Here is a 20,741-nt window from a genome sequence, read left to right as displayed (position 1 = left end):
TTACTGAACCGCCGGGCCTAAATATTCGTTATATTTTTGCTTGCGCGGGTTCAGAATGAACAACACCCCCTGCTTGTATCCATCTGCGGCATTAAAATTGCGACGCAGCGTTTCTTTGAGCATCAAGTAGGATAAGGTCCATAAAAGGGCTCCATACTGAATCACTCCAGCCTTTTTCAAGGCAAGAAAATAATAGTGGTTAATCGCTGTTGCCTTGGCTACTTTGCCCGCCTTATCGCGCGAGCTTGGAGATTCATGATGAATGATGGTTAAGTCAGGATTGATAACCAATTTGCCGTAACGGCTCGCCAACTGGCACATGTACAAATCGTCAGCCACGGCATAACTGGTCATCCACGGATACGGCTTCATGTCCCGAAGCGCATCCCTCCGAAATGACATATTGCAGCCATGGAAAAATTCTGTATCGAAAACCTCCGTTGCTTCGCCCCAACGCAGCAAAGAACCTGCCAGACTACTAGGCGAGAGCTTGCCGAGGGATGGAGACATCTGAAATGTCAAAACGCCCAGCAGCTTTCCTGCCCGGCTCGAATGTAATCCCTTTGCAATCCCTCCAACACCCACAATCGTTTCATCCTGATCATAGGTATCGAGCAAGCGCCGGATATAGAGTTTATCGTCCAGTTCTGCATCATCGTCAAAATACAGCACAATATCATACCGCACAAGGGACAAGGCCTCATAGCGGGATAACCAAACGCCGGGACGACTTTTTTTATAATATTTCAAAACGCTTTGAGGCAATCCGGATACCATGTGACGGTACTGCTCGATCTGTTGGTCGGAAATATCGCCGTCATCAACAATTAGCAGTTCTACAGCCGTATGCTCCAATTGCTGCTGTACTGCAATAGATTGTATACAGCGTGTCAGGTCTTCGATCCGGTTGCGGGTACAAATGATGATGGAGACATCGGACATGCCATTACCTCCTGTGTGTGTATCCAGATGCTTTGGAAGAGATATTCAAAGTTTTTCCAATTGCTGGATTATATATGTTTATTGTATCTTTGACAGCGTTTTAGTGTATATACCTCTTTTGTATACTTTTTCAGTCTCCAAAAGGGTAGACAATCCTCTAAAAAGAGCAAAAAAAATAGGATTGGCTTCTACTGCCAATCCTGATTTACCCTTGGAAGTCCAGGAACAACGTCGCATTCACATACCGACGTGCCATGGACAAAAAATAACTATTTTGTACCGCTACTGCTGCCACCAGCAAAGTATTACGCACCGCTTCACACTGGTTAGGGGTCAAATGCTGTAAACGACTGGTGTATTGATCAGCCGCCTGAACCAGCAACTCCTCTGTCGCACCTTCTTGACGCTGCTGTCCTGTAACGGAAATTCCGTTGTCTTTTGCAAAGCCTGCTACTGCCACATCAAGCAGTTGATCTCCGTTCGCATCCAGCTCCTCAAACAAAGTTGAATAGGCGGCGTACAAATCGACCGGCTGAATCAGATCGTCCGTATCATCTTCGGGTTGTTGGAACAGGATATGAAATAGCTGACGAATGGATTCAAAATCAAGACATGATTTTAAATCTTCTACAATGAGCAATATAGCTGCCTGGTTGACCGAGTATTTTTTGCCGATCTTCGGAGCGCCGAGAAATTCCTTGAAGTCGCGTTTGACCCAATTTTGCATAGAGGCCAGTGAGACATGGCTGTATTCGACCAGTTGACCCAGGGAAACAATCTCCTGCAGCGAAAAGGCTGCGCTATGCTTACCCTTGATGATTTTATCTAGCACAGGTGTCACGTCGGTGTATAAAAATGTCGGCATCGTGCTCCCGGAGCGGGCGAGATGGCTATGAGTGCGCCTCCAGGCGTCCTGCAGAACGGCCAAAGGCTGCAATTCGCGGCGACCTTCCATGGCCAGCAGCAAATGGGCCATATCACGACGAGTAAGGGTAAAAGACTCCATCTGCTTTCCTCCCTTTCTTGCATTTCAAGTTCATATGAACTCATCATACGCCCTCAAACTAGGCTTGTAAAGCGAAGCAATGAGCCGTGCGGGTTCTATTATGCCTTATTTTCCGTGTAAATTGGAGGTAGGTGACCTGCTACGATTCCATATGAACCTTGTATATTTTCTTTTAAGTTCTTAAAATAAGTTCAAGTGAACTTAAAATGGAGTTCCTTAAAAAATTGAACGAAAAAGGGATGAGTGAAAATTATATGGGTATAGGTGTCAGTCTATTTTTGTTTGCGGTGTTGATTTTATTTAGTGCTTTCTTCGTGGCTACCGAGTTTGCGATTATTAAAATCCGTTCCAGCCGGGTCGATCAGCTGGTCGTGGAGAACCGTAAAAACGCACTGGCGCTACAAAAAGTCGTCAATAATCTAGACGGCTACCTGTCCGCCTGTCAGCTTGGTATTACGATTACAGCGTTGGGACTCGGCTGGCTCGGTGAACCGACCGTAGTCAAATTGCTGGAGCCTCTCTTTCAACAGCTCAACATCAATGGGGATTTTTCACATATCCTGGCCTTTATTATTTCATTCGTCATTGTAACTTACCTGCACGTGGTAATCGGTGAACTGGCTCCCAAAACATTGGCGATCCGCAAGGCGGAAGCTGTCAGTCTGTTAACCTCTCCAGTTATCGTGTGGTTTAACCGGATTATGTATCCGTTTATTTGGCTCCTTAACGGCTCGGCCAATCGTCTGGTTCGTCTGTTTGGTCTTCAGCCGGCTAGTGAGCATGAAGAAGCGCACTCTCAGGAAGAAATTCAGATCATTTTGTCCGAAAGCGTGGAAAGTGGTAAGATCAATAACACCGAATATGGCTACGTAAATCGTATCTTTGCTTTTGACGAGACCGTTGCCAAAGAAATTATGGTGCCACGTACAGATATGGTATGCTTGTTTACGAATCGCTCGCTACAAGAAAACATGCTGACTATTCACGAAGAGCAGTATACCCGTTTTCCGGTGGCGACAGATAGCAAGGATCAGATCATTGGTATGATTAATACCAAACAGCTATTCCTTGAGTATGATCGCAATCCCGAGCTTGTTTTCGACAGCCTGATTCAACCGATCTTGACCGTTCCAGAAGTTATCCCCGTCAACACACTGCTGAAACGTATGCAGAAGGAGCAAGTTCATATTGCTCTCCTGGTCGATGAATACGGCGGAACCTCCGGCCTCATTACCATTGAGGACATTTTGGAGGAGATTGTTGGCGAAATTCGGGACGAATTTGATAAGGATGAACGGAAGGAAATCGAGAAACTGACGGAGAACAGTTATTTGATGGATGGTAAAGTGATGCTTTCCGATCTGAGTGATCTGACTGGCTTGACATTGGACAATGAAGACGTGGATACTGTCGGAGGGTGGGTGTATAGCCGGGTTCCGGAACCTAGACAGGGCAAGGAATTCATAGAAGATGATGTGAAATTTATCATTCGTGAAATGGGTAAAAATCGTATTCGTCGGGTGGAGATTATTTTACACCACACATCCCCCGCATCTGAATTGGAAGCAGAATCGGACACTTCTTCCCGGGATTGAACCGTGTGACCTGAGCGTTTATCTTTGCACTTGTGACACTTGTGTTCACTCCTACTGAAATGACATATTTCCAGGGCAAACGACTTAGGTCGTTTGCCCTGCACGCGTGTAAGGAGGAGCTAGTAAAGTGGATATTTTATCTTCTATTATTATGGGAATTATTGAAGGACTGACAGAGTTTTTGCCGGTCTCTTCGACGGGTCACATGATCCTCACGGCTAATCTTCTAGGATTAAACACAGAGAATGATACGGTCAAAACGTTTGAGGTTATCGTGCAATTAGGTGCTGTGCTGGCGGTCGTCGTATTATACTGGCGCAGATTCCTGAGTCTGTTTGATTTCAGACGCAAAATCTCGAGTCAGCCACGTCTAAACCTGTTACATATTATTTTAGCCATGATCCCTGCGGGCCTGATTGGCGTACTGTTCCGTGATGTAATTAAGCAATACCTGTTTGGTCCTGAAACGGTTTTATACAGTTTGGTGATCGGGGGCCTGCTCATGATCGCAGCTGAAAAATTCCATCCGCCTATTAGATCACATACGCTGGATGAGATCACGTACAAACAAGCATTTACCATCGGTGTGTTCCAAGTCCTAGCTCTGTGGCCAGGCTTCTCCCGTTCAGGCTCAACCATGTCTGGGGGCCTATTCGCACGTGTAAGTCATACGGCAGCCGCGGAATTTACATTCCTCGTATCTGTTCCGATCATGCTGGGTGCATCGGGTATTGATATGATCAAAAGTATGGATCATCTGTCTATGAGTGATTTTCCAGTGTTCACGGCCGGCTTTATTACTGCCTTTATCGTCGGGATGCTGGCGATCAAAACATTCCTTGGTCTGCTCAAACGCTTGAGCCTGACTACGTTCGCCATTTACCGCTTCGTGCTGGCGGCTGTGTTCTTTTTCATTATTTTATAAGCCATTGTTTGGTGCCCATAACCAATAACTAAAAAGGGATATCCATAGGGTCTGAATGATCAGCCTTGGATATCCCTTTTACTATTTTGCGGAAAGGATAGATCGTACTGAACTATCCCTATCATGCGTTCTGATTATTGTTTGGATTCCAGCGTAGTCAAATATTCCGAAATTTGAGCTGGCGTTTTAGCGTATTTGCTGTGCAAATGAGCAATTTTTTCGCCATTACGGAACACGAGCAGACTCGGAATGCCGCGCACTTGATTTTCGTCGGCAATCGGCTGAAATTTCTCTGCATCAAGCGCAAAGAAACGCTTATCCGCGTTTTCCTCAATAATGCCGTCCATAAATTTATCCAGTGTCTTGCAATCCGGACACCAGGTTGTATCAAATTTCACGACGGTCAGACCGTCACCGTTAATTAAATCCTGATATTGCTGCTGAGATTCGATGCGTTCCATTCGATGGTCCCTCCTAGAGTGTATTTATAACGTCTCCATATTCACATATGAATAATAAACCGAAGCTTATTCTTATATTGTAATGATTCTTTTATAAATTGCAACTGGGATAGGTACATGTTCAAGCGTGTACTTCGGTTATAGACTGAAATGTAGCGTTTATAGCTAGGAGCAACAGATGAACACGCCTTTGTACCATCATTGCCCTTATCAGCGGTATTGCGCATCATAACGATTGGCTCGGCTGATTTGCTGTAGCGTCTGCCGCTCTTGTTGAGTTAGCGGTGCAATATCCGCAGCAGAAATATTATGTTCCAATTGTCCCAAAGAGCTTGCACCCGGGATCACAGCAGCGACAGTCGGATGTGAAAGACTATAACGAATCGCTGTCTGACCCATACTACGGTCCGACCCTGCAAATGCCTTTAATTGCTTACGCACATCCAACAGCTCTGCTTCATTGTAGTCCAGATATCCCTTGGCTATCTTCCCTTCCCCTTCGTCGGCCAATACACCACTGGCCACAGGCCCACGTGCAATCACGCTAATTCCCCGCTCCTGAAGCAAAGACAGTACCTCTTCCTCTGCACGCCGATCCAGTAAACTATACTGATTCATAACACTAACGATATTCGAACGTTCGACATATTCACGGATGACATGAGGGCGAATGGAGGAAATACCATAGTAACGAATAACGCCCTCCCGCTGTAGTTGCTCAAAAGCCTCTATGGTTTCGTCCATCGGATCGTCAATCGTCCCTCCGTGCAGCTGATACAGGTCGATGTAGTCCGTTCCAAGGCGGCGCAGGCTCTCTTTAACAGCAGACAGAATATATTTCTTGGATGGGTCCCATCCCCAGCCCTCCTGCCCCGGTAGACGCCGATTGCCGACCTTGGTCGCTAAGATGACCTCCTGCCGCCGTCCACGGATCGCTGCACCCACAATTTCTTCATTGCGTCCGTGCTGGTACAAATCCGCCGTATCCAACAGGTTTACGCCCCTGTCTAGCGCTTCATGAATCAAGTAAACACCTTGCTGCTCCTCCGTACCGACCGACATACATCCCAAACCAATCTCACCTACCAGCAAATCCGATGATCCCAGGCAGTTTTTTTTCATTTATGCCCCCCTCACTTCCAACAACGTATAACTTTAAATTTTTAATATTCCTCTATTATACGAAAAAAATATACAAAAAAAACAACCCCAAAGACATAGAGACTCCACGCTCTCCAATCCTTTGAGGTTGTTGTATGAGATTCGTATTCCATTCATGCTATCCGAACAGCCATTGGACGGCCTTAGGAAATTGACGCTGAAAACAATCCACACGATGCACCGCATCCTGATCCAGCTCAAGAAGCACATCTTTTGCGTCAAGTCCCTGTGTCCGCAGCACCTCGTGTGCCTGAAGAGTCAGCGGAACCATATCTTTTTGTACATTCGTCTTCCCTTCACCTTCACGGGTCCCGACAGATATATACAAGCGATGTGTCCCATCCATCACAGTTGCACATGATGCAGATTGCATATAATCGATCATACCGGGATACCAATACGAGCCCGAGATCGAACCGATGCGTCCGAATACATCCTTATACTTGAATACGGCATACATGGAAATTAATCCGCCCAATGAGGCGCCAATGATCCCCGTATGCTGCGATCCAGTGCGCACTGGATATCTTGCCTCGACGTACGGCATTACTTTTGTAACCACAAACGCCAAATAGGCATCTCCGCCACCGCCAAAAGCAGGTCTTCCTTCTACTAAAGCCGCTGCCTTCCAAGGCGTGTAATCATCCAGTCGATTTACGGGCTCAATACCTACCAGCACCACACGGGGCAGCTCTCCCGTAGAAAAACCTCTTTCCAGCTCATCCAACCCGCTTAGAAATAAAGAGCTGCCATCCTGCACATATAGCACAGGATACAGCTCATTATGATTCATGGAGACGGGAGGTGTATAGACGTGCACAAGGTACCCATCTAATGGAATTTCATCTATATGACCTTTCATCCTACACAGTCCTCCATGATGTGAATGTATTCATTACAGTGCAGCATCCATTTCCTTGATCATTTCAGATACGGATTCCAGACCATTACCTGACAGGTACCAGTAGTTAGGATCAAGGTATACAATATGACCGTTTTTGAACGCATTGGTTTTCTTCACCAGTTCATTCTCCATGGTTTGTTTGCCTGTAACCTGTTCCTTGCCTTCTTCGACCACCACAGCCCCACGGTCAACGACAAAAATATAATCTGGATTTTTTTGCTGTACATATTCAAAAGAAACCTTTTGTCCATGCGTGGATACTTTAATGCCAGGATCTACAGGAGTTACGCCAAAAGCATCATGAATGATACCAAAGCGAGATTGTGAGCCATATGCGCTCAGGCTTCCTTCATTCGTCAGCACGATCAGTCCTTTAGCTTTGCTCGCTACGGCCTTGTCATGTACGGCCTTGATGGAGCTATCAATCGCAGCCAGTTCCTGCTTGGCAGCATCCTCTTTGTCGAAGATTTGACCTAGTGTTTCAACGTTTTTCTTAAAGGAATTGATATAATCCTTGGTGTCTACAGCCATCGAAATGGTCGGTGCAATTTTACTCAACTCTTTATATGCATCAGCTTGTCTGCCACCGATGATGATCAGCTCAGGAGACAGGTCACTGATTTTCTCGTAGTCCGGTTCAAACAGCGTGCCCGCACTTGCATATTTGGAATCTTTAAATTTGCTCAGATACGTAGGAAGATCCTGCTGCGCTACTGCCGCAACGTCAACGCCCAGCTTATCCAGCGTATCCAATGAACCGAAATCAAAGACAACGACATTTTTTGGATTAACTTTGACTTGGACCGGGTTTTCATCCAGTGCGTGTTTGACCGAGATGGTTTTGGATTCCGTTGTTGCAGCAGAAGAGCCGTTTCCAGTCGCTTCCGGTGTTCCCGGAGCTGCTGTGCCACAGGCTGACACAATCAGTACCAATGCAAGCATTAACGTTAAAAACATCATATTTTTCTTCATTTAACATTCCCCCTAAGTGAAATAAACGCAAATTTTATGGTCACCGATCTGTTGAATCGGAATATCCATATCGTACAAATCCTTTAATACCTGACTATCAATCATCTCGTCAGCCGTTCCTTGTTTTAGCAACCTGCCATCCTTCATCCCTACAATATAGTCTGAATAGCAGGAGGCAAAATTAATGTCATGCAACACGACCAGAATCGTTTTGCCGAGATCATTCACCAAACCGCGCAGCGTCTTCATAATCTGAACCGAATGCTTCATATCCAGATTGTTCAGCGGCTCATCCAACAGGATGTATTCTGTGTCCTGAGCCAGAATCATGGCAATAAAAGCCCGCTGTCGCTGTCCCCCACTAAGCAAATCAATATGCTTATCTTTCATATCCTCCAGTCCCATGTAGGCCATAGACTGCTCCACCATTTTGCGATCCTCACTGTTCAATCTGCCCTTGGAATACGGAAAACGGCCGAAGCTAACCAGTTCCTTCACGGTTAAGCGAATATTGACATCGTTGGTCTGTTTTAAAATAGATATCTTGCGGGCTAGCTCCTCACTTTTCGTCAGGCTCACGACCTGCCCGTCAATGAGGATTTCTCCCTCATCACTGTCAGTCAGGCGACTGATCATCGACAATAAGGTGCTTTTTCCAGCGCCATTAGGGCCAATAAAGGAGGTAATGGTTCCTTTAGGTACAGTGACGGATACCTGATCCACCACATTTTTATTCCCGTAGCGTTTGGTTACGTTTTTGACTTCTACCATGATTTATTCTCCCGCAGCAAAAGGTACAGGAAGTACACCCCCCCGATAAAGTTAATAATGACGCTGACCGTTGTCGATAAGTCGAATAATCTTTCTGCCAGCAGTTGGCACCCTGCCAATGCAATGACGCTAACACAGATGGAGGCCGGAATAATATAACGGTGCTGATAGGTTTTCATCACCTGATAAGCCACATTGGCCACAATTAATCCGAGAAATGTAATCGGCCCGACAAGCGCTGTAGAAATGGAAATGAGAATCGCTACAATTACCAGCAGCCTTTTAATGATAAAACCATAAGGAAGACCCAGGTTAATCGCATGCTCCCGTCCCAGCGACAGCACGTCCAGATACTTGATGAATCTCCACGCATAAGCGAATACGAGCACAAGAATGAATACAGAAAGCCACAATAGCTCGGTATTTACGTTACTGAAGCTAGCAAAGCTCTTGTCCTGGATTTTCGCAAATTCGTTCGGATCAATCAGTACCTCCATAAAGGTAGATAAACTGTTAAACAGCGTGCCGAACACCAAACCAATCAGCAAAAGTACATAAATCCCGCGTCCATCTTTGCGGAAAATTAATTTGTATAGCAGTCCTGCGAACAGCACCATCAGCCCCACCGATATCAAAAAGTTCAATTCTTTGCTGGTCGAAATGAAAGGGACGGAACCAAATGCAAAAATAATCGTCGTCTGAATCAGCATATACAGTGAATCCAGCCCGATAATACCTGGAGTCAAAATTTTATTATTCGTAACCGTCTGGAAAATAACGGTTGCAAAAGCAATGGAGCCACCTGTCAGAATGAAGGCTGCAATCTTTTTCAATCGTCGTGGCAGCGCGTAATGCCAGGTATGCGGAAGATCTATAAACACGAAAGCAGCAATCAACACAAGCGCGGCAGCGGCTAATATTCCGATTTTTAATTTAGGATTCATAAGCCCTTCTCCTCAGCAGCAAATACAAGAACAACGCGCTCCCGATCACACCAACCGTAAGCCCTACAGAAATTTCATACGGATAAATGATCACCCGTCCCAAAATATCGCAAAACAGCACAAAGACCGCGCCCAAGATCGCTGTATGGGCCAGGCTTTTTTTCAGATTATCCCCCATATACATGCTGACCAGATTGGGTACAACCAGCCCCAAAAAGGGAATCGTCCCAACCGTTAAGATGACAACAGAGGATACCAAAGCCACAATCACCAAACCGACATTGACGGTGCGCTTGTAATGTACACCCAAGTTGGCCGCAAAATCCTCACCCATGCCTGCAATTGTAAAACGATTCGCATATATGTACGCCAACGCAACCAAAGGAACACTAAGATATAGCATCTCGTAGCGACCACTCATGATTAGAGAAAAATCCCCCTGCATCCACGAAGAAATGCCCTGGATCAGATTGTATTTGTAAGCAAAAAAGGTCGTTACCGAATTTAAAATGCCTCCAAACATCAAACCGACAAGCGGGATAAATACCGGGTCCTTGAAACGGATTTTATCCAGTATTTTCATGAAAATCAGTGTTCCCCCTAGAGCAAATCCAAAAGCCGTCAGCATCTTCGTCCAAAATCCTGCCGCTCCAAACACCATAATAGCCATCAGCACACCCAATCGTGCCGCATCCATCGTCCCTGCGGTGGTGGGCGATACAAATCGGTTCCGGGTAAGCTGCTGCATGATCAATCCACAGATACTCATACTCGCCCCTGCGATAATGATACTGATCAATCGTGGGAATCTGCTAATCAGGAGTACCTGCGCCTGATCGTTGGTTAAGTGGAACAAATCAAGTGGAGTTACATCATGAACACCAATAAAAACCGAGGCGAAGGCCAGTACCAGAAAAGCCAGTATTAAATAACGTAATTTCATCTCTAACTAAGGGAGCCTGTCCAATAACTTGTACCAAGCTTCGGCCCTGTCCTCCCCTCCAATAATGATAATCATTATCAAAAATCAACTAGCATAAATTATATCAGTGATATTGTATCTGTCAAATTTTTTGCAATGAATAAACCATGTCAAAAAAGTGTTAGCAAAACCTGAATAGTCTAAAGAGCAAATGAGCAAATAAGAGCAATATCCTGTAAAATAGAGGCGGAAGATTTTGGGGCCCTCTTTTTCTATTTTTACTGTAAGCAGTTCTTGGAATTCGGGATTCATTAACTTGATGAATCAAAAAAACAGGAGGAAAATGATGAATCACATACTAATCGTCGAGGACGATATCGCCTTGAGTAACGGTATTGTTCTTGCTCTTAAAGAACCTAACAACGTATTTACACAAACGTATGACATAGCTACTGCAAAAGAACAATTGAACGTCACTGCCTTTGACCTAATGATTCTTGATGTAAATTTGCCGGATGGAAACGGGCTTGATTTTTTAACAGATATACGGAAAAAAACAACTATACCCGTCATCGTTCTGACTGCGAATGATATGGAAACAGATGTCGTCACTGGTTTTGAGCTGGGTGCTGACGACTATATCACCAAACCCTTCAGTCTTATGGTACTGAGAGCAAGAGTTGGCGTTCAGCTAAAGAAATCCAGATACTCGCTTGCAGACTCCACTCAGCTAGACAATTTTTCTTTTTCATTCGAGAGAATGGAATTTATTAAGAATGGTACACCGATTGAACTAAGTAAAACGGAGCAAAAATTGTTGCGCATCCTAATCAACAATCGAGGAAATACCGTTTCGCGTGATCATTTGATAGACAGCATCTGGACTGACGGGGCTGAATATGTAGGTGAAAATGCCTTGTCAGTTACGATAAAAAGGCTACGTGACAAGCTCGAGGATCATCCTTCCTCCCCACAATATATTAAAACGGTTTATGGGCTGGGCTACACATGGGCGTTGAAATGACAACACTCCTATATATATGTATTGGAATTGCCGTTGTTGCTGTATGCACCGCTGTGTGTGCTATTATGCTGTATCGCAGGAGCATCCAAAAAACAATGAAAACCATTGAGAACATGCTGGATGCCGCGATAAATGGCAGCTTCTCAGAGGATGTCTTTGATGAATCCGTTCTTTCTTCAATAGAAGCTAAATTTGCGAAATTTCTTTCCATTTGTTCCGTGTCCTCCAAAAATCTGCTTGCTGAAAAGAATAAAATAAATGAGCTGATTTCCGATATTTCACACCAAACGAAAACACCATTGGCCAACATCCTGCTTTATTCCCAACTACTTAGCGAATACGAACTATCACAGGATACCTCCACTTGTGTGAAAGCTCTATCTGCACAGGCCGAAAAGCTTAACTTTCTGATCCAGGCATTGTTGAAAACATCGCGGCTTGAAACGGGGATTATCACGGTATCGCCAAGGCGAGAATCTGTTCAAAAGCTCCTTGATGCTGCACTGGAGCAAATGATGCCAAAAGCAGACGCCAAAGGGATTTCTGTTGTTATGGAGGACACATTTACCCATGCTTATTTTGACCTGAAGTGGACGAGTGAAGCTGTCTATAACATTATGGATAACGCTATAAAATATACAGAGACAGGCGGAAGCATGAATATAAAAGTAATGGCATACGATTTGTTTTGCCGAATTGATATTACCGATAGCGGCATAGGCATTGCAGAAGAAGAACAAGGGAAGATCTTTACCCGCTTCTATCGCTCCCCCACCGTTTACACGCAGGAGGGGGTCGGGATTGGGTTGTTTTTAGCTAGAGAAATCATCGCTGCGGAGGGGGGCTATATCAAGGTATGGTCACGCTACGGCCGTGGTTCTACCTTCTCTATTTTTCTTTCTATGGATACTTAATTCTTTCAATACCGTTAGATTTCAGAAAGATTGTAGAAAGATCAGTGTGTTAATGTCTGTACTGTAGATGACTACGATCCAGACATTTTTTTGTGGAGGAGAACGTATATGGCTCTATTAAAAACTCAAGCACTAAAGAAGCATTATGGTAATGGAGATACTGCTGTTCATGCCTTAGACGGTGTGAATCTGGAGGTGGAAAGCGGTGAATTTGTCGCTATTGTTGGTACGTCCGGGAGCGGCAAATCTACCCTTCTCCATATGCTGGGTGGACTTGATCGTCCGACAAGTGGAAACGTTACGATTGACGGCAAAGATATTTCTACATTAAAAGACGAAGAATTGACTATTTTTCGCAGACGAAAGATTGGCTTTGTTTTTCAAAATTACAACCTGGTACCTGTCTTGAATGTCTACGAAAATATTGTGCTTCCTATTGAACTGGACGGTAAAGAACCAGACAAAGCCCACATAGATAAAATAGTACATACCTTGGGCCTTGACCACAAAATGAATAATCTGCCAAACAATCTTTCCGGTGGACAACAGCAACGTGTAGCTATTGCCAGAGCACTGGCAGCCAAGCCCGCCATTATCTTGGCAGATGAACCCACCGGAAATCTGGACAGTAAAACGAGTCTGGATGTGATGGGACTGATCAAAGTATCCAGCCAGCAGTTTCGCCAAACGATGGTAATGATTACTCATAACGAGGAAATTGCGCAAATGGCAGACCGCATCATCCGCATTGAGGACGGTAAATTAGTAGGTGGTGCGACCCGATGATCAAAATAAAAAACAGTAAGGCGGTTCGTAATTTATCAGATAAAAGTTTTAAAGCCAATAAAATCCGCAATATTATTGCGATTATCGCTATTTCCTTAACCACTTTGTTATTTACATCTCTATTTACTATGGGGCTTGGCACGATGGATAGCTTCCAACAGGCAACGATGCGACAGGCTGGTGGGGCAGGGCAGGGTTATCTCAAATATATCAACGATGAGGAATTTAATCACATCAAAGACCACCCTCTTATTAAAGAGATAGCGTATAGCCGCGTGTTAAGTGAAAAGGTGACGAACGAGCAATTTTTAAAGCGCCATGCGGAGTTCTGGTATCATGACGATGTAGGGCTGAAGCTAGGATTGATTGAGCTAGAAAAAGGCCACAAGCCAGTGGCGGAAAATGAGGTTATCGCGGACTCGAAGACCCTACAGTTACTGGGTACTCCCCTGAAAGAGGGCGCCACATTGTCCTTGAAGCTTGAGGTTCACGGCAAAATGGTACAGCGTGAATTTATCCTCTCCGGCTGGTGGAAGAGTGACCCCGCCGCCATGATAGACAGAGGTCAAATTTATGCTTCTAAAGCTTATGTGGATGCACATGCCGAAGAATTACGCTACACATATAAGCAGGATCATGATATGACCGGAACCATCAATGCAACTATCATGTTCGGTAACAGCTCGAATATGCGGGAAAATCTTAATAAAGTGATTACAGAAAGCGGTTATTCCCTTGACAAAAATGCACCGAACTACATTGCAAGTTCTGTGAACTGGGCGTATCTTTCCAACACTTTCAGTTCGAACCCTGAAGCCGTCTTCCCCCTAGCCACTGGTCTGTTACTGATCATGCTTACTGGCTACTTGATCATCTATAATATTTTCCAAATCTCGGTGATGCGTGATATTCGTTTCTACGGTCTTCTAAAAACCATTGGCACAACCAGCAGGCAAATCAGCAGAATTATCCGCAGACAGGCATTATTTCTTTCCTTGATCGGGGTTCCTATCGGCTTGCTCGCAGGTTTTTTAGTCGGCAGATCGCTTATCCCTCTGCTGCTTATGAACACTTCTATGCACGCAAATGCTGAGGTAACTATATCCCCCAGCCCATGGATTTTTATCGGCTCCGCTTTGTTTGCAGTCATGACAGTTATGATCAGTGCATATAAGCCTAGTAGAATTGCGGCGACTGTGTCTCCGATCGAGGCAGTAAGATACGTAGACGGAACTACCAAAAAGGATAAGAAAAAACTAAAAAAATCTACTAACGGTGCTAAAATGCCGCTGATGGCTCGAACCAACTTAGGCCGCAATAAGAAGCGGACTATTTTGGTGCTGCTTAGCCTTTCTCTAGGTCTAGTGCTACTGAATACTACTTTTACATTATCCCAAAGTCTGGATATGAATAAGTATGTGTCTAAAAGTCATGACACTGACTTTCTGATTGCACATGCTGATTATTTTCAAGAACATTTCACGGGCCCTGACAATGCAACGACAGAAAGCTATATTCAGGCCGTCCAGGCACAACCCGGTTTTGAAGAAGGTGGACGATTGTACAGTGGCGGCAATTTATTCACTGTCGAGTATAAAGAGAACAAAGAGGGGAAGAAGCTGTACGGGGAAATCGTCACTCCTGACGCTCGCGGCAACTTATCTGCACCAGTGTATGGGCTTGAAGATCTCCCCCTTCACCGACTACAATTAATTGATGGTGAGCTTGATTATGGCAAGCTAGCTTCAGGAAAGTATATTTTGGAAGGAATCAGGTTAGACAATTACGATCATCCTGAAATGGAACTATCCGTATACAAAGTAGGTGAAAAGGTTACTCTTCATAACTATATGGACACAGCAAATGCCCAGGAGTATACTAGCCATGAATTCACAGTGCTTGGTCATGTTGGCGTAAAATCATCCAATTCTGGTGTAGCCGTTGCTAGTTATACTGACTTCTATCTCCCGGCGGATATCTACAAAACGCTTGTGAAGAAGCCTGTGGTGATGAGTTATGCCTTTAATGTATCCGATAGTAAAGAAAAAACGATGGAGAGCTTCTTAAAGAACTATACCGAAATAAAGGAGCCCACGATGCATTATAAATCCAAATTCACCTCAATTGCCGAGCTTTCAGGTATGCAAAAAACAATTTTGATGATCGGCGGTACGCTCAGTATTATTATTGGGGTGATTGGCATTATTAATTTTGCAAACGCGCTTCTAACTAGTATTCTGACCCGCCATCAAGAATTTGCTATACTACAAAGTATCGGCATGACCAACAAACAATTAAAAACAATGCTTGTTTATGAGGGGATGTACTATGTGCTCGGCACCAGCATATGCTCCATCTTATTAGGAAGCCTATTTTCCGTCCTGATTGCGAGACCCTTGAGTACTCAAATATGGTTTATGAGTTATAAATTTATTATCTGGCCGCTGATCCTCGTGCTGCCTGTTCTGCTCGCTCTTGGGATATGTCTTCCTCTCGCTATTTATTCTCTGAGCGACAGGAAAACTATCGTAGAACGACTGCGAACAGAAGAATAAATCCCCCTGTAAAGAAAATGACCTGGTCAAAACTTCTGGCTGGGTCATTTCTTGGTTATTCAACAGTGGTTTAATACCTGCTCCCTGAACCATGAGCAAATAAGAGCAATATCCTTTAAAATAGAAATAGAGAATTGGCCGGCTCTCATTTACATTTTTATTGTGAGCGGTTGTTAAAGCTCGGGATTCAATGACTTGGTTAACCAAAATACAAGAGGAGAATAATGAACTATATATTAATTGTCGAGGATGATATCGCCTTGAGTAACGGGATTGTTCTTGGTCTTAAAGAACCTAACAACGTATTTGTACAAGCTTTTGTGTGAAAGCTCTATCTGCACAGGCCGAAAAGCTTAACTTTCTGATCCATGCATTAGTGAAAACTTCACGGCTTGAAACGGGGATTATCATGGTATCGCTAAGGCAGGAATCTGTTCAAAGGCTCTTGATGCTGCATTGGAGCAAATAACGCCAAAGGCAGATGCCAAAGGGATTTCAGTTGTTAGGGAGGACACTGTTATTCATGCTTATTTTGACCTAAAGTGGACGAGTGAAGCTGTCTATAACATTATGGATAACGCCATAAAATATACAGAGACAGGCGGAAGCGTAATTATAAAAGTGATAGCATATGAATTGTTTTGCCGAATTGATATCACTGACAACGGCATAGGGATTGCAGAAGAGGAACAAGGTAAAATCTTTACCCGCTTCTATCGCTCCCCCACGGTTAACTCGCAGGAGGGTGTAGGTATTGGACTGTTTTTAGCTAGAGAAATCATCGCTGCGGAGGGGGGGTACATCAAGGTACGATCACGCTACGGCCATGGTTCTACCTTCTCTATTTTTCTTTCTATGGATACTTAATTCTTTCAATACCGTTAGATTTCAGAAAGATTGTAGAAAGATCAGTGTGTTAATGTCTGTACTGTAGATGACTACGATACAGACATTTTTTTGTGGAGGAGAACGTATATGGCTCTATTGAAAACTCAGGCATTAAAAAAACATTATGGAAACGGAGATACTGCTGTTCATGCCTTAGACGGTGTGAATCTGGAGGTGGAAAGCGGTGAATTTGTCGCTATTGTTGGTACGTCCGGGAGCGGCAAATCTACCCTTCTCCATATGCTGGGTGGACTTGATCGTCCGACAAGTGGAAACGTTACGATTGACGGCAAAGATATTTCTACATTAAAAGACGAAGAATTGACTATTTTTCGCAGACGAAAGATTGGCTTTGTTTTTCAAAATTACAACCTGGTACCTGTCTTGAATGTCTACGAGAATATTGTGCTTCCTATTGAACTGGATGGTAAAGAGCCAGACAAAACCCACATAGATAAAATAGTACATACCTTGGGCCTTGACCACAAAATGAATAACCTGCCAAACAATCTTTCCGGTGGACAACAGCAACGTGTAGCTATTGCCAGAGCACTGGCAGCCAAGCCCGCCATTATCTTGGCAGATGAACCCACCGGAAATCTGGACAGTAAAACGAGTCTGGATGTGATGGGATTGATCAAAGTATCCAGCCAGCAGTTCCGCCAAACGATGGTAATGATTACTCATAACGAGGAAATTGCGCAAATGGCAGACCGCATCATCCGCATTGAGGACGGTAAAATAGTAGGTGGTGCGACTAGATGATCAAGGTAAAGAACAAAAAAGTAATCCGCAAGCTGGCAGATAAGAGCTTCAAAGTAAACAAAACCCGTAACCTCTTTGCTATTGTTGCCATAGCTCTCACTTCATTGTTATTTACAATACTGTTCACTATGGGGATTGGCGCTGTGGAAAGCTTACAACGGGCGACCATGCGACAGGTCGGTGGAGATGGACATGCCGTACTTAAATATATAACGGATGACGAATTTAATCATGTCAAGGATCATCCATTGATCAAGGAAATAGCTTATAACCGTATATTAAGCGACCGAGTTATAAACGATAAATTCCTAAAACGCCATACGGAGTTCTGGTATTACGATGATGTAGGGTTGAAGCTAGGTTTTATTGAGCTTAAAGAGGGGCACAAGCCTGTCGCAGAAAATGAAGTGATTGCAGACTCCAAGACGTTGCAGCTATTGGATGTTCCACCGAAGATTGGAGCACCTTTGAGATTAAAGCTTAACATACGAGGTAAAGAAGTACAGCGGGATTTTGTCCTCTCTGGCTGGTGGAAAAGTGATCCTGTATTTAACGTAGGACAAATATTCGCTTCTAAAGCCTATGTCGATGCTCATGCCAAGGAATTACAAAGCAACTATAAAAAGGATCACTTCCATACTGGAACGATTAGTGCATCTATGATGTTCGACAATAGTTTTGATTTGCGAGGAAAGCTCAATAAAGTGATTACCGAAAGCGGTTATTCACTTGACGAAGATGCACCAAACTATATCGCGAATAATGTAAGTTGGGCATACATCTCAACCAATTTTAGTCTAGATACAGAGACAATCATAGCGTTAACTTCTGCCCTGTTACTGATCATGTTTACCGGTTATTTGATTATTTATAATATTATCCAAATATCAGTGATGCGAGATATTCGTTTTTACGGTCTTTTAAAGACGATCGGTACAAGCGGTAAACAAATTCGCAGAATTATTCGTAGACAGGCGCTGATTCTATCAGTGTTAGGAACCCCGGTAGGATTAATAGCAGGTTTTTTTATCGGTAAATCGCTCGTGCCTTTTATTATAAATATGAGTGTATATAACGGTACCGAGATATCGGTATCCCCTAACCCTTGGATTTTTGTCGGATCTGCTCTGTTCGCGCTCATTACCGTAATGATCAGCACTTTCAAGCCAGGCAGAATTGCAGCTGCTGTTTCGCCGGTTGAGGCAGTAAGATACACAGACGGAAATACCAAGGGTGGCCGTAAGCTGAAAAAATCAACCGGAGGTGCAAAAATCCGCCTCATGGCTCGTTCCAACCTGGGGCGTAATAAAAAACGCACTATTTTAGTGGTGATTAGTCTTTCTTTAAGCTTGGTGCTTCTAAATACAGTATTCACGCTGTCTCAGAGTTTTGATATGGATAAATTTTTAGCCAAATTTAATGATACCGATTTTCTCATTGCTCATGCTGGATATTTCCAGGTTCCGAGTAGTTTTAGTGGGCATGAAAATGAAACCACTGAAAGTTTTATTAAGGCTGTACAGGCACAACCAGGCTTCGAAGAAGGCGGCCGATTATACGGTGACCCAACAGCTTTCACGGCTGAAAATACAAAGGGAATTACGGATGATACCCAGAACACTGACGCTCACGGCAACTTCCTTGTAGACGTGTATGGGCTGGAAGATTTGCCCCTGCATCGGCTGCAGTTGATTGATGGTGAGCTTGATTTTAAGAAAATGGCCTCAGGTAAGTATATTCTGGAGGGAGTCGAACTGAACGACAACGACAAGCCTTACATGGAAAGCATTCATCATAAAGTGGGCGAGAACGTTACTTTGCATAGTTATGTGAGAACAGCAAATGGTGCTCCATTGGGTAGAGAGTATTTAACACAAAAGTTTACAGTACTTGGCCATGTGGGTATCAAATCCACCAATTCAAATCGCATTTCGAGCTATAATAGCTTTTACCTCCCGGCGGAAATATACAAATCACTTGTAAAAGAGCCTGCTATGATGAGCTATGCCTTTAATGTATCTTCAAATCAGGAAACGTCCATGCAGAGCTTTTTGAAGCGATACACAGAAACAATTGAACCAATGATGAGCTATGAATCCAAGATTACATCCAGAAACGCTTTATCAGGTATGCAAACTACTGTTATAATGATCGGCGGCCTGCTCAGCTTGATTATTGGCTTGATTGGTATCCTGAACTTTATTAATGCGATTTTAACCAGCATACTGACCCGCCGCAATGAATTCGCTATGCTGCAAAGTATCGGCATGACCAAAAAGCAATTGCGCGGAATGCTGATTTATGAAGGACTATATTATGTTGGGGCTACTAGCCTAACCTCTATTCTATTGGCAATCTTATTTTCTCTTTTGATTGTGAAACCGTTATGTAGCCTGCTATGGCTTTTAAGCTATCACTTTATAATTTGGCCACTGTTTGTCTCATTGCCTTTACTGTTATTGCTGGGGATACTTATTCCAGTAGCAGTCTATTCTATGAACAACAAACAAAGTATTGTGGAGCGACTTCGAGAATCAGAGTAGATACACCTAAAAATAAGAAAGTAAAATACCCATACGCGTCAAAAAAGATGACTCCTGATCCATTCAGAAGTCATCTTTTTATGCTTAGTAAGGCCTTATTTTACAGAATACCTATAACCTCCACTCTTCCCGTAGAAGACCCATTCGGATCGAATCATAATACTCTCCATTATAATATCTGCACTTTCGAAGTCTGGCTTCGAGGGTCATGCCCAGTTTCTCCCCAACCTTCATCATCCGATGGTTTCCTGACCAGGTTGTAAAGCCCACTCTTACTAGAGGTAATGTATTAAACAAATGCGTGATCCATAGTCGAAGCGCCCTCGTACCGTACCCACCGCTCCAATACCGCGAATCAAAGATACCTATCCCCATTTCAAGCCATTGTGAAGGCTGATGCTCCCAATAGTAGCTCACCGATCCAATGATCTTGCCTTCTACTTCAATGATCCAAAAGTCATCTTGTCCGATTCGTTTTTCCTTCTCTTTTAAATAATCATCAAAAGAAAGTGGCTTATGTTCATAGTAGGGTGCATCCCACTGCTTCCATTCCGGTGCTTCTTCTTTAAAAGTTAACGTCCAAAGAGCCGGCAGGTCTTCTTCTGTAACAGGCCTAATCGTTAAATCCTTATCCGTATACATTTAGTACACTCCTTTTATAAT

General features: G+C 43.8%; 18 protein-coding genes and 1 pseudogene. 9 read left to right on the top strand and 10 right to left on the bottom strand.

The features are described 5' to 3' along the window. Together NLX78_RS13425 and NLX78_RS13420 are read right to left on the bottom strand one after the other, a co-directional pair. The gene (locus NLX78_RS13425) at positions 1-942 is read right to left on the bottom strand and encodes a glycosyltransferase family 2 protein (RefSeq protein ID WP_235309915.1); all 942 of its coding nucleotides are present in this window, start codon (positions 940-942) and stop codon (positions 1-3) included. Positions 943-1,147: 205 nt separating this feature from the next. Then, entirely contained in the window at positions 1,148-1,948 is an 801-nt protein-coding gene (locus tag NLX78_RS13420) for a DUF1836 domain-containing protein (RefSeq protein ID WP_254350666.1), read from the bottom strand. Between the two features lie 224 nt (positions 1,949-2,172). Between NLX78_RS13420 and NLX78_RS13415 the strand changes: the two genes are divergently transcribed. Together NLX78_RS13415 and bacA are read left to right on the top strand one after the other, a co-directional pair. Further along, on the top strand, positions 2,173-3,543 hold the full coding sequence (locus NLX78_RS13415; protein WP_254350665.1) for a hemolysin family protein: 1,371 nt from the start codon (positions 2,173-2,175) through the stop codon (positions 3,541-3,543). A 127-nt stretch (positions 3,544-3,670) separates the two neighbouring features. Then, positions 3,671-4,468, top strand: coding sequence for an undecaprenyl-diphosphate phosphatase (gene bacA, locus NLX78_RS13410; RefSeq protein WP_367988159.1), 798 nt, complete (start codon positions 3,671-3,673; stop codon positions 4,466-4,468). A gap of 134 nt (positions 4,469-4,602) precedes the next feature. Here the strand turns inward: bacA and NLX78_RS13405 are convergent, their stop codons facing one another. The 7 genes from NLX78_RS13405 to NLX78_RS13375 form a co-directional block, all read right to left on the bottom strand. Further along, on the bottom strand, positions 4,603-4,929 hold the full coding sequence (locus NLX78_RS13405) for a thioredoxin family protein (RefSeq protein ID WP_025721930.1): 327 nt from the start codon (positions 4,927-4,929) through the stop codon (positions 4,603-4,605). 210 nt (positions 4,930-5,139) lie between these two features. Next, entirely contained in the window at positions 5,140-6,051 is a 912-nt protein-coding gene (locus NLX78_RS13400) for an aldo/keto reductase (RefSeq protein WP_254350664.1), read from the bottom strand. Positions 6,052-6,208: 157 nt separating this feature from the next. Then, a complete protein-coding gene (locus NLX78_RS13395) occupies positions 6,209-6,952 on the bottom strand; it encodes an alpha/beta hydrolase (protein WP_254350663.1) in 744 nt (247 codons plus the stop codon). A 33-nt stretch (positions 6,953-6,985) separates the two neighbouring features. Continuing rightward, entirely contained in the window at positions 6,986-7,966 is a 981-nt protein-coding gene (locus NLX78_RS13390) for a siderophore ABC transporter substrate-binding protein (RefSeq protein ID WP_250266706.1), read from the bottom strand. 12 nt (positions 7,967-7,978) lie between these two features. Next, positions 7,979-8,737: an iron ABC transporter ATP-binding protein gene (locus NLX78_RS13385; RefSeq protein ID WP_254350662.1), complete on the bottom strand. Its 759-nt coding sequence runs from the start codon at positions 8,735-8,737 to the stop codon at positions 7,979-7,981. After that, positions 8,731-9,681 (bottom strand): iron chelate uptake ABC transporter family permease subunit, encoded by a 951-nt coding sequence (locus tag NLX78_RS13380; RefSeq protein WP_254350661.1) that lies wholly within the window; start codon positions 9,679-9,681, stop codon positions 8,731-8,733. The genes NLX78_RS13385 and NLX78_RS13380 overlap by 7 nt, the downstream gene beginning before the upstream one ends. Then, complete coding sequence (locus NLX78_RS13375) at positions 9,671-10,624, bottom strand: ABC transporter permease (RefSeq protein ID WP_129550005.1); 954 nt, start codon at positions 10,622-10,624, stop codon at positions 9,671-9,673. Before NLX78_RS13375 ends, NLX78_RS13380 begins: the two co-directional genes overlap by 11 nt. Positions 10,625-10,949: 325 nt before the next feature. Here NLX78_RS13375 and NLX78_RS13370 point away from each other — a divergent pair, with 325 nt between their 5' ends. The 7 genes and pseudogenes from NLX78_RS13370 to NLX78_RS13340 all read left to right on the top strand — a co-directional run bounded on the left by NLX78_RS13370 (position 10,950) and on the right by NLX78_RS13340 (position 20,078). Continuing rightward, positions 10,950-11,627, top strand: coding sequence for a response regulator transcription factor (locus tag NLX78_RS13370; RefSeq protein ID WP_254350713.1), 678 nt, complete (start codon positions 10,950-10,952; stop codon positions 11,625-11,627). Beyond that, the gene (locus NLX78_RS13365; protein WP_254350660.1) at positions 11,624-12,541 is read left to right on the top strand and encodes a sensor histidine kinase; all 918 of its coding nucleotides are present in this window, start codon (positions 11,624-11,626) and stop codon (positions 12,539-12,541) included. The genes NLX78_RS13370 and NLX78_RS13365 overlap by 4 nt, the downstream gene beginning before the upstream one ends. A 108-nt stretch (positions 12,542-12,649) precedes the next feature. Beyond that, entirely contained in the window at positions 12,650-13,327 is a 678-nt protein-coding gene (locus tag NLX78_RS13360) for an ABC transporter ATP-binding protein (RefSeq protein WP_254350659.1), read from the top strand. Continuing rightward, a complete protein-coding gene (locus NLX78_RS13355; protein WP_254329497.1) occupies positions 13,324-15,882 on the top strand; it encodes an ABC transporter permease in 2,559 nt (852 codons plus the stop codon). Before NLX78_RS13360 ends, NLX78_RS13355 begins: the two co-directional genes overlap by 4 nt. Before the next feature lie 313 nt (positions 15,883-16,195). Beyond that, a pseudogene (locus NLX78_RS13350) lies at positions 16,196-16,749 on the top strand (sensor histidine kinase); the annotation flags it as partial. Between the two features lie 108 nt (positions 16,750-16,857). Beyond that, a complete protein-coding gene (locus NLX78_RS13345) occupies positions 16,858-17,535 on the top strand; it encodes an ABC transporter ATP-binding protein (protein ID WP_061828934.1) in 678 nt (225 codons plus the stop codon). Continuing rightward, positions 17,532-20,078: an ABC transporter permease gene (locus NLX78_RS13340; protein WP_254350658.1), complete on the top strand. Its 2,547-nt coding sequence runs from the start codon at positions 17,532-17,534 to the stop codon at positions 20,076-20,078. The genes NLX78_RS13345 and NLX78_RS13340 overlap by 4 nt, the downstream gene beginning before the upstream one ends. A 111-nt stretch (positions 20,079-20,189) precedes the next feature. Here the strand turns inward: NLX78_RS13340 and NLX78_RS13335 are convergent, their stop codons facing one another. Then, positions 20,190-20,720: a GNAT family N-acetyltransferase gene (locus NLX78_RS13335; protein WP_254350657.1), complete on the bottom strand. Its 531-nt coding sequence runs from the start codon at positions 20,718-20,720 to the stop codon at positions 20,190-20,192. Positions 20,721-20,741: the final 21 nt, after the last annotated feature.

Source organism: Paenibacillus sp. Lou8.1 (assembly GCF_024213565.1).
GTDB lineage: Bacteria > Bacillota > Bacilli > Paenibacillales > Paenibacillaceae > Paenibacillus > Paenibacillus polymyxa_B.
The sequence above is the reverse complement of the archived record's forward strand: the minus strand, read 5'-3'. Positions and strand labels throughout refer to the sequence as shown.